The organism is Enterobacter sp. N5-15, from assembly GCF_057221635.1.
In genome coordinates this window covers 3,789,560-3,803,300 of sequence record NZ_CM170150.1, presented here as the reverse complement: position 1 = coordinate 3,803,300, position 13,741 = coordinate 3,789,560, and the positions used below count along the sequence as shown (strand labels likewise).

Genomic DNA, 13,741 nt, shown 5'->3' with positions numbered 1-13,741 from the left:
AAAGAGAGTATTTATGTCTGAAGAAAAGAAAGGTCAGCAGTATCTCGCCGCGTTGCATCAGGCTTTCCCCGGCGTGGTGCTGGAGGAGTCCTGGCAAACCAAAGACCAGATAACCGTCACCATTAAGGTGAACTACCTGCCGGAAGTGGTGGAGTTTCTCTACTACCAGCAGGGCGGCTGGCTGTCGGTGCTGTTCGGCAACGACGAGCGCCAGCTGTGCGGCAACTATGCGGTGTACTACGTAATGTCGATGGAGCAGGGCGAAAAGTGCTGGCTCACCGTGCGCGTCGAAGTCGATCCGAACAAGCCGGAATACCCGTCCGTCACGCCGCGCGTGCCTGCCGCGGTCTGGGGCGAGCGCGAAGTGCGCGACATGTACGGCCTGGTGCCGGTCGGCCTGCCGGACGAACGCCGCCTGGTGCTGCCGGACGACTGGCCGGACGAACTCTATCCGCTGCGCAAAGACAGCATGGACTACCGCCAGCGCCCGGCGCCGACCACCGACAGCGAAACCTACGAATTCATCAACGAGCTGGGCAGCAAGAAGAACAACGTGGTGCCGATCGGCCCGCTGCACGTCACCTCCGACGAACCGGGCCACTTCCGCCTGTTCGTCGACGGCGAGAACATCATCGACGCCGACTACCGCCTGTTCTACGTCCACCGCGGCATGGAAAAGCTGGCGGAAACCCGCATGGGCTACAACGAAGTGACGTTCCTCTCTGACCGCGTGTGCGGCATCTGCGGCTTCGCCCACAGCACCGCCTACACCACTTCGGTGGAGAACGGCATGGGGATCGTGGTGCCGGAGCGCGCGCAGATGATCCGCGCCATTCTGCTGGAGGTGGAACGCCTGCACTCGCACCTGCTGAACCTCGGCCTGGCCTGCCACTTTGTCGGCTTTGACTCCGGGTTTATGCAGTTCTTCCGCGTGCGCGAAGCGTCGATGAAGATGGCGGAGATCCTCACCGGGGCGCGTAAAACCTACGGCCTGAACCTGATCGGCGGGATCCGCCGCGACCTGCTGAAGGACGACATGATCCAGACCCGTCAGCTGGCGCAGCAGATGCGCCGCGACGTGCAGGAGCTGGTGGACATGCTGCTCAGCACGCCAAACATCGAGCAGCGCACCGTCGGCATCGGCCGCCTTGACCCGGAGATCGCCCGCGACTTCAGCAACGTCGGCCCGATGGTGCGCGCCAGCGGCCACGCCCGCGACACGCGTGCCGATCACCCGTTCGTCGGCTACGGCCTGCTGCCGATGACTGTGCACAGCGAGCAGGGCTGCGACGTCATTTCGCGCCTTAAGGTGCGCATCAACGAGGTGTTTACCGCCCTGAACATGATCGACTTCGGCCTCGATAACCTGCCGGGCGGCCCGCTGATGGTGGAGGGCTTCACCTACATCCCAAACCGCTTTGCACTCGGCTTTGCCGAAGCGCCGCGCGGGGACGACATTCACTGGAGCATGACCGGCGACAACCAGAAGCTTTACCGCTGGCGCTGCCGCGCGGCCACCTACGCCAACTGGCCAACCCTGCGCTATATGCTGCGCGGCAACACGGTTTCCGATGCGCCGCTGATCATCGGCAGCCTCGACCCGTGCTACTCCTGCACCGACCGCATGACCGTCGTGGACGTGCGCAAGAAGAAAAGCCAGGTGGTGCCGTACAAAGAGCTTGAGCGCTACAGCATCGAGCGTAAAAACTCGCCGCTGAAATAAGGACTCGCCATGTTTACCTTTATCAAAAAAGTGATCAAAACGGGCACGCAGACCAGCCGCTATCCGCTGGAGCCGATGCCGGTGGATAAAAACTTTCGCGGCAAGCCGGAGCACAATCCGCAGCAGTGCATCGGCTGCGCGGCCTGCGTCAACGCCTGCCCGTCGAACGCCTTAACGGTCGAAACGGATCTCAAAACCGGCGAGCTGGCCTGGCAGTTTAACCTCGGGCGCTGCATCTTCTGCGGCCGCTGCGAGGAGGTCTGCCCGACGGTCGCCATTCGCCTGTCGCAGGAATACGAGCTGGCGGTGTGGAAGAAAGAGGATTTTCTGCAGCAGTCGCGCTTTGACCTGTGCAGCTGCCGCGTCTGCAGACGCCCGTTCGCCGTGCAGAAAGAGATCGACTACGCCATCGCGCTGCTGCAGCACAACGGCGACGCCCGCGCGGAGCATCACCGTGAAAGCTTTGAAACCTGCCCGGAGTGCAAGCGTCAGAAGTGCCTGCTGCCGTCCGACCGTATTGATATCACCCGCCATATGAGAGAGGCCAGCTGATGGAAAACCTACTGGGCCCGCGCGACGCTAACGGCATTCCTGTGCCGATGACGGTGGACGAATCCATCGCCAGCATGAAGGCGTCGCTGCTGAAAAAAATCAAACGCTCGGCCTACGTCTACCGCGTGGACTGCGGCGGCTGCAACGGCTGCGAGATCGAGATCTTCGCCACGCTGTCGCCGCTGTTTGACGCCGAGCGCTTCGGCATCAAGGTGGTGCCGTCCCCGCGCCATGCGGATATTCTGCTGTTTACCGGGGCCGTCACCCGCGCCATGCGCTCGCCCGCACTGCGCGCCTGGCAGTCCGCGCCGGACCCGAAAATCTGCATCTCGTACGGTGCCTGCGGCAACAGCGGCGGCATCTTCCACGATCTTTACTGCGTCTGGGGCGGCACCGACAAAATCGTGCCGGTGGACGTCTACATCCCCGGCTGCCCGCCGACGCCCGCCGCGACGCTGTACGGTTTTGCCATGGCGCTCGGCCTGCTGGAGCAGAAAATCCACGCGCGCGAGCCGGGCGAGCTGGACAACCAGCCTGCCGCCATTCTGCACCCGGACATGGTGCAGCCGCTGCGGGTGAAGGTCGACCGCACGGCGCGGAAACTGGCGGGCTATCGCTATGGCCGCCAGATTGCCGACGATTATCTGCGCCTGCTGAGCCAGGGCGACCATCAGGTGGCGCGCTGGCTGGAGGCGGAAAACGATCCGCGTCTCAATGAGATCGTGGCAAACCTGAACAGCATCGTGGATGAGGCGCGTATCCGATGAGTGAAACGGTGGTGTTCAGCCAGCTGAGCCGTAAGTTTATTGATGAGAACGATGCCACGCCGGATGCGGCGCAGCAGGTGGTCTATTACAGCCTGGCGATTGGGCACCACCTCGGGGTGATCGACTGCCTGGAGGCGGCGCTGAGCTGCCCGTGGCCCGAGTACCTGGCGTGGATCGCCACGCTGGAGGAGGGCAGCACGGCGCGGCGCAAGATGGAGGGCGTGCCGAAGTACGGCGAGATCGTCATCGACGCCAACCACATTGCGATGCTCGCCAACGCCTTCGACGCGGCGCTGAGCAGGCAAACCCCCGAGCAGCAGGCGTGGAGCAAAACGCTGCTTAGCATGCTGCACGATATTCATCAGGAGAGCGCCATCTACCTGATGGTGAGGAGATTACGTGACTGACGTTTTACTGTGTGTCGGCAACAGCATGATGGGCGACGACGGCGCGGGCCCGCTGCTGGCAGAGATGTGCGCCGCGAACCCGCAGGGCAGCTGGGTGGTTATCGACGGCGGCAGCGCGCCGGAAAACGACGTGGTCGCCATTCGCGAACTGCGCCCGGACAGGCTGTTAATCGTCGATGCCACCGATATGGGGCTCAACCCCGGCGAGATCCGCCTGATTGACCCGGACGACATCGCCGAGATGTTTATGATGACGACGCACAATATGCCGCTGAACTACCTGGTCGATCAGATTAAAGACGACGTGGGCGAGGTGCTGTTTCTGGGCATTCAGCCTGACATCGTCGGGTTCTATTACCCGATGACGCCGCCGGTGAAAGAGGCGGTGGAGGTGGTTTATTCACGGCTGGCCGGATGGGTTGGGGACGGGAATTTCTCCCGGCTCTGAACAGCGCCCGGTGGCGCTACGCTTACCGGGCCTACCAAACCCATCTCCCTCTCCCTGTGGGAGAGGGCTGGGGTGAGGGCAACAGGCTACTCCAGATCCGCCCCATTACTCGCAATCACCTTCTTATACCACCCGAACGATTTTTTGCGCTTGCGGTCCAGCGTGCCGTTTCCGGCATCATCGCGGTCAACGTACACAAACCCGTAGCGCTTGCTCATCTCGCCCGTTGAGGCGGCCACCAGGTCGATACAGCCCCAGGTGGTGTAGCCCATCAGCGGCACGCCGTCCTCAATCGCGTCGCCCATCGCGCGGATGTGCTCGCGCAGGTAGCTGATGCGGTAGTCGTCGTTGATTTCGCCGTTTTCATCAATAACGTCTTTCGCCCCGAGGCCGTTTTCCACCAGGAACAGCGGCTTCTGGTAGCGGTCGTACATCATGTTCATGGTGATGCGCAGGCCGAGCGGGTCGATGCCCCAGCCCCATTCGCTCACCTGAATGTGCGGGTTGCGCAGGGACTTCACGATATTCGCCGCGCTGGTATTGCCCGCGTTCATGTCCGCCGACGCGCAGCGCGAGGCGTAATAGCTGAACGAGACAAAGTCGACGGTGTTTTTCAGAAGTAGATCGTCGCCGGGATCTTTCACAATCACCACGCCTTTCTCGCGGAACACGCGGGCGGAGTAGGCCGGGTAGCTGCCGCGCGCCTGCACGTCGATAAAGAACAGGTTCTCGCGGTCTTTCTCCAGCGCCATCCACACGTCTTCCGGCTTGCAGGAGTACGGGTAGAAATTCCCGCCCGCCAGCATGCAGCCGACCTGGTTTTCCGGATTCACCTCGTGGGCAATTTTGGTCGCCAGCGCGCTCGCTACCAGCTCGTGGTGCGCGGCCTGGTATTTCACCTGGTCTTCGTTTTCACCTTCCTCAAACACCAGCCCCGCGCCGGAGAACGGGCTGTGCAGCATGATGTTGATTTCGTTGAAGGTCAGCCAGTATTTCACCAGCCCGTTAAATTCTTCAAAGCAGGTGCGGGCGTAGCGGGCGAAGAAATCGACCATCTTGCGGTTGCGCCACGAGCCGTACTCCGTGACCAGGTGCATCGGCACGTCGAAGTGGCACAGGGTGACCAGCGGCTCAATTTTGTACTTTTTACACTCTTCGAACACCGCGCGGTAGAAGGCAATACCCTCTTTGTTTGGCAGCGGCTCGTCGCCGTTCGGGTAGAGGCGGCTCCAGGCAATCGAGGTGCGGAACACCGTAAAGCCCATCTCCGCCATCAGGGCGATGTCCTCTTTATAGCGATGGTAAAAATCAATCGCCTCGTGGCTTGGGTAGAACTCGTCGTCACGCAGCGAAAAACGCTTTTCCTTACCGAGCTTCACCGCCAGGCGATTCGCGCCGTGGGGGATCATATCGACCGTCGTCAGCCCTTTGCCGCCTTCACGGTAAGCGCCTTCACTCTGGTTGGCGGCAAGCGCGCCGCCCCATAAAAATCCTTGTGGAAAAACAGACATTCTTACCTCGCTTTCAATTTATGCTTGTGCTGCTTTGCTCTGTACCGGTGCGGTCTGCAGGGCGCGCGCTTTTTCGGCGTCGTCCTCGACCGGGATATCCTCAAACCCTAAAAGCAGGGTCAGAACAAACGACAGCACCACTGCCAGCCCCATCACGCCGAACACCCAGACGATGGTCATCGGGTTCGCCGGATCGAAGAACTGCACGCTGGTGAACAGCCCCGGCGCCGCCATCGAGTGGCTGGCAAGTCCGGCCATGCCGGCGACCGCCCCGCAGATAAAGCCGCTGATCAGGCTCGCAATCAGCGGACGTTTCAGACGCACCGCCACGCCGTACAGCGCCGGTTCAGAGATCCCCGCCATGATGGCGGAGGCCGCCGCCGCCAGCGCCGTCTGGCGCAGCTCCGGGTTTTTGGTTTTCCACGCCACCGCCAGCGACGAGCCGCCGAGCGACAGGTTGGCGCCGATTTCTGACGGCATCACCATTCCTTCCTTGCCCGTCTCGGCAATGGTCTGAATGATGGTCGGCGTAAACACACGGTGCATCCCGGTCATCACCAGCAGCGGCCACAGCGCGCCCATGATGGCGACGGAGAGCCAGCCCAGATAGCCGTGAATGGTGTAAACCAGCGCGGAGATGGCGCTACCGATCCAGATCCCCAGAGGCCCAATCAGCACGATGGCGAGCGGGGCGGCAATCAGCACGATCAGCATCGGCTTGAGGAAGTTTTTGGTTACCGCCGGGGTGATGCGATCCACCCAGCGTTCGATGTACGACAGGCACCAGGTCATCACCAGCGCCGGGATCACCGTGTAGGTGTATTTCACCGCCGTCACCGGAATAAAGGCGAACTCAACGTGCTCGCCCTGGGCGGCTTTCGCCATCAGCTCGATAAAGCTCGGGTGGACCAGCACGCCCGCGATGGCGATCGCCAGCGACATGTTGGTTTTGAACTTCACCGCCGCCGAGGCCGCCACCATCAGCGGCAGGAAGAAGAACGCGCCGTCGCCGATGACGGTCAAGATGGTGAGCGTCGGTGCGCCTTTTGACAGCACGCCGGTCATCTCGAGGATCATTGCCAGCAGCTTGACCATCGAGCCGCCGATGATCGCCGGGATCAGCGGGGACATGGTGCCGATCAGCGCGTCGAGGATCCCCGCGCCAATGCGGCGCAGGGTCAGCTTCTGCGGGCCTTCCGGTACGGCAGGCTGCAGGCTGGTTGGCAGCAGGCTCACCACTTCGCGGTACGCCTGTGAAACGGTGTTACCGATAATGACCTGGCACTGGTTGTCGTTGCGCACCACGCCGAGCACGCCGCTAATGCTTTTCAGGCGCGCAGCGTCGGCAAGGCTTTCGTCTTTCAGAACGAAACGCAGACGCGTCATGCAGTGGGTGACGGCGACAATGTTCTCTTTGCCGCCCAGCGCGCTGACAACGTCGTTCGCCAGCGCGGCGTAATTTTTGGCCATCGGATGTGATCCTGTTATCGTTGTGAGAAATGTAGGAAACCGGTTCCACATAATCATCATGAGTTTCTTTGAATGAAACAAGATCGCTTTTTGACCATTTTTTCGTTTCGTGATGCAGATCGCAATGAGGTAGCGAAAGCGTGATTTCACCGCTGCGACAATTTTTTTGCAGTGCAGTACACTGCGTTCCATCAGATTCAGACGGAATAACAACATGACCACGATGCTTGAAGTGGCGAAGCGGGCAGGCGTTTCGAAAGCGACGGTCTCCCGGGTGCTGTCGGGAAATGGCTACGTCAGCCAGGAGACCAAAGACCGGGTTTTTCAGGCCATTGAAGAGAGCGGCTATCGCCCGAATTTGCTGGCGCGCAACCTGGCGACCAAACGTACCCAGACGCTGGGGCTGGTGGTGACCAACACCCTTTACCACGGCGTCTACTTTAGCGAACTGCTGTTTCACGCCGCGCGCATGACCGAAGAGAAGGGGCGGCAGCTGATCCTCGCGGACGGCAAGCACAGCGCCGACGAGGAGCGCGAGGCTATTCAGTATCTGCTCGACATGCGCTGCGACGCGGTGATCATCTACCCGCGTTTTCTGAGCGTCGAGGAGATGGACGAGATCGTCGAGAAGTGCGAGCAGCCCATTATGGTGCTCAACCGCCGCCTGCGGAAAAACAGCAGCCACTGCGTCTGGTCCGATCATAAAGCCTCCAGCCAGGAGGCGGTGTCACAGCTGATTGCGAAGGGGCACCGGGAGATCGCGTTTATTACCGGCTCGCTGGATTCCCCCACCGGGGTTGAGCGTCTCTCCGGCTACCGGGACGCGCTGGCGCAGCACGGTATTCCGCTGCGCGAGGGGCTGATTGCGCAGGGGAAGTGGAGCCCGGCCAGCGGCGCGGCGGCGGTTTCCGAACTGCTTGCTCGCGGCGAACGCTTTACGGCGCTGGTGGCGAGTAATGACGACATGGCAATCGGCGCCATGAAGCAGCTGCACGACAGCGGCGTGGCCGCACCGGACGCGGTGTCGGTGATCGGTTTTGACGATGTGGCCATCGCGCCCTACATCGTACCGTCGCTTTCCAGCGTGCGTATTCCGGTGACGGAGATGATCAAGGAGACCATCAGCCGCCTGATCTTCATGCTCGACGGCGGAGAGTTTAAATATCAGCAAACCTTTTCCGGCGAGCTGGTGCTGCGCGACTCCGTTATTGACGGCCCGCACCGCTGATGTCGACAGCTGTCATCGTCATAAGTGACGATGACAGCGCCGCCGTGATGTTTAAACTCATATAAAATCAATAAGTTAATTATTGGCACGGTTTATGAATATCTCCGGGCATAACTGTAATGCTGGAGAAGCAGATGAACCGTTTTATTATGGCCGATGCCAGTAAGTGTATTGGTTGCCGTACCTGTGAAGTGGCGTGCGTGGTTTCCCATCAGGCGGAGCAGGACTGCGCGTCGCTTACCCCTGACACGTTCCTGCCGCGCATCCACGTCATCAAAGGCGTGAATATTTCTACCGCCGCCATCTGTCGCCAGTGCGAAGACGCACCCTGTGCGAACGTCTGCCCGAACGGGGCGATTAAACGCGAGAAAGGCTTTGTGCATGTCATGCAGGAGCGCTGCATTGGCTGCAAAACCTGCGTGGTCGCCTGCCCGTACGGCGCGATGGAGGTGGTTGTCCGTCCGGTGGTACGCAACAGCGGCATGGGGCTGAGCGTACGTGCGGACAAAGCCGAAGCCAACAAATGTGACCTGTGCTACCACCGCGACGCCGGTCCGGCCTGCATGGAAGCCTGCCCGACGCACGCGCTGGTCTGCGTGGATCGCGACAAGCTTGAGCAGATGAGCGCCGAAAAGCGCCGTCGTGCGGCGTTCGACACGTCGTCATCGCTGCTGTTCTGATCCGCCATGAGCAGCAACGGCGTACAGCTGCGCGTGCGCGGCAAGGTGCAGGGCGTAGGGTTTCGTCCCTTCGTCTGGCAGCTGGCGCAGGCGCTTCAGTTGAGCGGTGACGTCTGCAATGACGGGAAGGGCGTGCTGGTGCGCCTCGCGGGTAATGGGGGGGCCTTTACCGCGAGGCTGCATCAGGACTGCCCACCGCTGGCACGCATTGACCACGTTGAAACGCAGCCGTTTACCTGGGCGCACCTGCCGGAGGACTTTACCATCCGCCACAGCGCGGGCGGGGCGATGGACACGCAGATTGTCCCCGATGCCGCGACCTGTCCGGCGTGTCTGGCTGAAATGCGCGACCCCGGCGAGCGCCGTTACCGCTACCCGTTTATCAACTGCACCCACTGCGGGCCGCGGTTTACCATTATCCGCGCCATGCCCTATGACCGTCCGGCCACGTCGATGGCCGCATTTCCCCTCTGCGTGCCGTGCGAGAAGGAATACCGCAATCCTGCCGATCGACGTTTTCACGCCCAGCCGGTGGCCTGCCCGGACTGCGGGCCCGCGCTGGAATGGCGTGCGGGCGACGCTCTTGCCACCCGCGAAGCGGCACTGCGTGCGGCGGTAGAGATGCTGAAAAGCGGCGGCATAGTCGCGGTTAAAGGGCTGGGCGGTTTTCACCTCGTCTGTGATGCGCAAGACCCGCAGGCGATACTGAAATTGCGGTCACGCAAGCAGCGCCCGTCGAAGCCGCTGGCGGTGATGATCCCGCAGGCGGATAAGCTGCCTGAGTCGATTCAGACGCTGCTCGGCTCACCCGCTGCACCCATCGTGCTCACGCCAAAAGCCTGGCTGCCTGACTTCCCTGAGGCTATTGCGCCGGGTCTGGATAGCGTGGGCGTCATGCTGCCCGCTAATCCGCTACAGCATCTTCTGATGATGGACTGCCGGCGCCCGCTGGTGATGACCTCCGGCAACCTCAGCGGCAGGCCGCCTGCCATCAGTAATCAACAGGCGCTGGATGAACTGGGCAACATTGCGGACGGCTTTCTGCTGCACAATCGCGATATTCTTCAACGGATGGACGATTCGGTGATGGATCGGGACGGCACGATGCTGCGCCGGGCGCGCGGTTTTGTGCCGGATGCCATCACGTTGCCTGCGGGTTTCGAGAATATCCCCGCCATGCTATGCACCGGCGCGGAGATGAAAAACACCTTCTGCCTGGTGCGTGGCAGCCAGGCGGTGCTGAGCCAGCATTTTGGCGATCTCGGTGACGAGGGGGTCGAAGCGCAGTGGCGCGCCGCGCTCTCGACGATGCAGGACATCTACGCCTTCCAGCCTGAGCGCGTGGTGTGCGACGCCCATCCGGGCTATCGCACGCAACAATGGGCGCAGGCGCAGGAGCTGCCGGTCGAAACCGTGCTCCATCATCACGCCCACGCGGCGGCGTGCCTGGCGGAGAACGGCTGGCCGCGTGAGGGCGGAGACGTTATCGCCCTGACGCTGGACGGGATCGGCATGGGCGAGAACGGCGCGCTGTGGGGCGGGGAGTGCCTGCGGGTCAACTATCTCACGTGCGAACGTCTGGGCGGGCTGCCTGCCGTTGCGCTGCCGGGGGGCGATCTGGCGGCGCGGCAGCCGTGGCGCAATCTGCTCGCCCACTGCCTGGCGTTTGTCCCTGACTGGCAGCAGTACCCGGAAACGCGCGCGGTACAGCGCCAGAACTGGCCGCTGCTGGCGACGGCGATAGGGCGCGGCATCAACGCGCCGCGTGCCTCATCCTGTGGTCGCCTGTTTGATGCCGTTGCCTGCGCGCTCGGTATCGACGCCCAATCCTGGGAGGGTGAAGCCGCCTGCAGGCTGGAAGAGCTGGCCTCGCGGTGCGTGGGCGTCGACCATCCGGTGACGCTGGATACGGTTAACCTCGCGCTTTTCTGGCAGCAGTGGCTGGCCTGGCAGGCCGAGCCGTGCGAGCGCGCGTGGGCGTTTCACGACGCGCTGGCTAAAGGGCTGGCAGAACTCGCCGCGCTCCATGCCCGACGCTTATCGCTGTCGACAATCTGCCTCAGCGGCGGCGTGTTGCACAACCGTCTGCTGCGCGCGCGCCTGCGTCATTATCTTTCTGACTTTACGCTTCTTTTTCCTTCGCGCCTGCCCGCAGGTGACGGAGCGATCTCCTTCGGGCAGGCGGCGATCGCCGCTGCCCGGTCATGTTCACAAAGGATTTAAAATGTTACGACTCTTACGCAATGAACCTCGCGCCGCGCTTCTGCTGCTGGCTCTGGTAATGGCAAACCTGCTGGCCTGGGGATGGGCATGGCACGCCTTTAGCGGCAGCACGGCGCTGATGGCCGCCAGCCTGCTGGCGTGGTGCTACGGGCTGCGTCACGCGGTGGATGCCGATCACATCGCGGCCATTGATACCGTGACGCGTAAGATGATGCAGCAGGGCAAACGCCCGTCCGGCGTGGGGGCGTGGTTCTCGCTGGGGCACTCCACCATTGTGGTGCTGGCCTCGATTGCCATCGCCGCTACCGCGACGGCGTTTCAGAAAAACATGGAATGGTTCCACGAAACCGGCAGCCTGATTGGCACCGCCGTTTCCGCCACCTTCCTGCTGGCGATGGCGCTGGTAAACATGGTGATCCTGCGCGGCGTCTGGCGCAGTTTTCAGGCGCTGAAACACGGCAGGCCCGTGCAGGGCGACATCACGCTGCCTGCGCAGGGCGGCGTCATGAACTGGCTGTTTGGCAAAACCTTCCGCCTGGTGAATAAAAGCTGGCAGATGTACCTGGTCGGTTTCCTGTTTGGCCTCGGCTTTGATACGGCCACCGAGATTGGCGTGCTGGGGATCTCTGCCGCCAGCGCCTCCAGCGGAATGTCGGTGTGGTCAATCATGGTCTTCCCGGCGCTCTTCGCCAGCGGCATGGCGCTGGTGGATACCCTCGACAACCTGCTGATGGTCGGTGCCTACGGCTGGGCGTTTAACAAGCCGCAGCGCAAGCTCTACTACAACATGACCATCACCGGCACCTCCGTGGTGGTGGCGCTGTTTATCGGCGGGCTGGAAGCGCTGGGTCTGCTGATGGACAAATTCGCCCTCAGCGGCGGCGTCTGGGATCTGATTGGCGCGGTCAACGACAACCTGGGCAACGCCGGGTTTGTGGTGGTCGGGCTGTTCGTTGCCTGCTGGCTGATCTCCATGGTCAACTACCGCTGGCGCGGCTACGACGCGCTGGTTGTGCGCTCCTGAGCCGGCGGCAGCCAGGCGCGGGTAAAATCAAGCCAGCCGCTGGCGGTCAGCACAATGTCCTGCACGTTTTCCAGGGTGTTAAGACGATAGCGGTAGTGGAACAGCGGCGTACAGGCGCCGCTTTCCAGCAGGTGCTGAAAGAAGGCGGGCAGGTGTTTTCGCAGGCTTTCTTCGCTTTCGCAGTACGCCATCAGCGCCTGCTTCGCTTTTAGCCGGGCGGTCTGCCCCAGCGCGGCGGCCCATGCGGGCTCTTCGGTAAACCACTCTGCCAGCGCGAATTCCGCGGCTTCACCCGCCAGATAATCCCCCAGTAAAATATCCCCCTGCGCCAGCGCGTCGGGGGCATGCCACGCCTCGCGGTCCTTCCGCTGGATGTTAACGCTACAGCCGCGCTTTTTCAGGCGCGTTTGCAGCATGCTGGCCAGATCGCACAGCCCGGGCGTGTCGTAACAGATCAGAGAAAGGGCCGCGGGGAGCGCCACGTCGGAGGCATCCGCAAACGCGGGCGTAGTGATGCCGGGCAGGATTTCCGTGCGGGTATCGACATCCTCCCTGCGGAGATGCTGCTGGTTAATATGCTGAATTTCCTGACGAAGCCAGGCGGCCAGCGGGTGCGGAAGCCCGGCATTCATCATCAGCCAGGCAAACCCGCCGCTGGTGGAGGTGACGGACTCCCGGGCATTTTCGCCTTTACCCACGGTGATCCACGCCGATTTTTCCGCCTCGCTGCGGGTTCGCCAGAACTCAATCGCATGCAGCAGCGGGTGTGCTGCAAAGTACCAGGGCTGGCGCTCAAGGCGCAGGTAGTGCGAGTGGTGATGGGCGATAGCAAAGGGACCCGCGCCGATAGTCGGCTGCTGCGGATGCGGCAGTCGACAGGCGTGATGCGCGAGACGATGCGCCAGCATGGCATCGGGCGCGTTCAGCGCAATCTCCAGACACCAGGGGGCGACAAGCGACACCGTTTGAACGTGCGCGAGCCCCGCGCCGCGCGCCGGATCGGCCAGCATCTGCTGCATCGCGCTGAGAACATCTTCATCGCTGATGGCCTGCCCGTTATGCCAGTGCGCGCCGCTGCGCAGGTAAAAGCGCCAGCGACGTTTGTCGTCACGGGTATCCCAGTGGTGGGCTAAATCCGCTACCGGCTGCGGGTGGCCGGGCGCGTAGCGCGTCAGCCCCGCGTGAACCGCGCAGATAATATGCTGTTCGGCGCGGCGGCGCTGAAGGGCGGGATGCAGCGAGGTCAGCGGGCGATACCACGGAATGCGCAGCGTCGGCTGATGCTTAAGCCATTTGCCGCCTAAAAATGGGGTGATGATGTGGTGCAGGCTGGCCGGATCGCCATCGGCCAGCTGCAGCGCGCTCTGGTAATCCCCTTTTTCCAGACAGGCGTGCATCAGCGGCGCGCTCAGTTCGCTGGTGGTGGTCAGGCAGTGCAGGGTGGCACGGTGCCCGCGACCCGGCTGCGCGTCCCAGCTTAGCCAGCCGCTTTGCGCGAGCTGGCGTAGCAGGGTGCGAGCATGACGTTCGCTGCACAGCGCAACCTCCGCGACTTCGGCAATGGTCGTGGACGCAGGCGTTACGCCGTAGTGCTGATAAAGCCGTTGATACTGACGGATTTTCTGAAGCTGGCGCATCGCGGCATACCGATGAAAAAGGGATGCTGAGAGTGTAGGATTTTTTTGCGGAAGAAAAAGTGCTGGTTTAC

12 protein-coding genes are annotated in these 13,741 nt (G+C 62.2%); 9 read left to right on the top strand and 3 right to left on the bottom strand.

Annotated features, from left to right (window positions below):
- The first annotated feature begins 13 nt into the window (after nucleotides 1-13).
- Genes hycE through hycI form a run of 5 tightly spaced genes read left to right on the top strand, consistent with a single transcriptional unit; the run spans nucleotide 14 to nucleotide 3,897 of the window.
- Entirely contained in the window at nucleotides 14-1,723 is a 1,710-nt protein-coding gene (gene hycE, locus AC2TE5_RS17950; RefSeq protein WP_014885003.1) for a formate hydrogenlyase subunit HycE, read from the top strand.
- Nucleotides 1,724-1,732: 9 nt separating this feature from the next.
- A complete protein-coding gene (locus AC2TE5_RS17945; protein WP_047059951.1) occupies nucleotides 1,733-2,275 on the top strand; it encodes a formate hydrogenlyase complex iron-sulfur subunit in 543 nt (180 codons plus the stop codon).
- Nucleotides 2,275-3,042, top strand: coding sequence for an NADH-quinone oxidoreductase subunit B family protein (locus tag AC2TE5_RS17940; protein ID WP_023295327.1), 768 nt, complete (start codon nucleotides 2,275-2,277; stop codon nucleotides 3,040-3,042). Before AC2TE5_RS17945 ends, AC2TE5_RS17940 begins: the two co-directional genes overlap by 1 nt.
- Nucleotides 3,039-3,449, top strand: a complete 411-nt coding sequence (locus AC2TE5_RS17935; RefSeq protein ID WP_042717145.1) for a formate hydrogenlyase maturation HycH family protein — start codon at nucleotides 3,039-3,041, stop codon at nucleotides 3,447-3,449. Before AC2TE5_RS17940 ends, AC2TE5_RS17935 begins: the two co-directional genes overlap by 4 nt.
- Complete coding sequence (gene hycI / locus AC2TE5_RS17930) at nucleotides 3,442-3,897, top strand: hydrogenase maturation peptidase HycI (protein WP_213328636.1); 456 nt, start codon at nucleotides 3,442-3,444, stop codon at nucleotides 3,895-3,897. Before AC2TE5_RS17935 ends, hycI begins: the two co-directional genes overlap by 8 nt.
- A gap of 86 nt (nucleotides 3,898-3,983) precedes the next feature.
- Here the strand turns inward: hycI and AC2TE5_RS17925 are convergent, their stop codons facing one another.
- A complete protein-coding gene (locus AC2TE5_RS17925; protein WP_484612116.1) occupies nucleotides 3,984-5,408 on the bottom strand; it encodes a 6-phospho-beta-glucosidase in 1,425 nt (474 codons plus the stop codon).
- An 18-nt stretch (nucleotides 5,409-5,426) separates the two neighbouring features.
- The gene (ascF, locus tag AC2TE5_RS17920) at nucleotides 5,427-6,878 is read right to left on the bottom strand and encodes a PTS cellobiose/arbutin/salicin transporter subunit IIBC (RefSeq protein ID WP_484612115.1); all 1,452 of its coding nucleotides are present in this window, start codon (nucleotides 6,876-6,878) and stop codon (nucleotides 5,427-5,429) included.
- A gap of 214 nt (nucleotides 6,879-7,092) precedes the next feature.
- Between ascF and AC2TE5_RS17915 the strand changes: the two genes are divergently transcribed.
- From AC2TE5_RS17915 to AC2TE5_RS17900, 4 genes are all read left to right on the top strand, one after another.
- Nucleotides 7,093-8,106 carry a LacI family DNA-binding transcriptional regulator gene (locus tag AC2TE5_RS17915; protein ID WP_484612114.1) on the top strand — a complete coding sequence of 338 codons (1,014 nt, stop codon included), beginning with the start codon at nucleotides 7,093-7,095 and terminating at the stop codon, nucleotides 8,104-8,106.
- 134 nt (nucleotides 8,107-8,240) lie between these two features.
- On the top strand, nucleotides 8,241-8,786 hold the full coding sequence (gene hydN, locus AC2TE5_RS17910) for an electron transport protein HydN (RefSeq protein ID WP_029739520.1): 546 nt from the start codon (nucleotides 8,241-8,243) through the stop codon (nucleotides 8,784-8,786).
- A gap of 6 nt (nucleotides 8,787-8,792) precedes the next feature.
- A complete protein-coding gene (gene hypF / locus AC2TE5_RS17905; protein ID WP_484612113.1) occupies nucleotides 8,793-11,009 on the top strand; it encodes a carbamoyltransferase HypF in 2,217 nt (738 codons plus the stop codon).
- A 1-nt stretch (nucleotide 11,010) separates the two neighbouring features.
- Nucleotides 11,011-12,033, top strand: coding sequence for a HoxN/HupN/NixA family nickel/cobalt transporter (locus AC2TE5_RS17900; protein WP_193941906.1), 1,023 nt, complete (start codon nucleotides 11,011-11,013; stop codon nucleotides 12,031-12,033).
- Here the strand turns inward: AC2TE5_RS17900 and AC2TE5_RS17895 are convergent.
- On the bottom strand, nucleotides 12,006-13,670 hold the full coding sequence (locus AC2TE5_RS17895; RefSeq protein WP_484612112.1) for an SgrR family transcriptional regulator: 1,665 nt from the start codon (nucleotides 13,668-13,670) through the stop codon (nucleotides 12,006-12,008). The genes AC2TE5_RS17900 and AC2TE5_RS17895 overlap by 28 nt on opposite strands.
- Nucleotides 13,671-13,741: the final 71 nt, after the last annotated feature.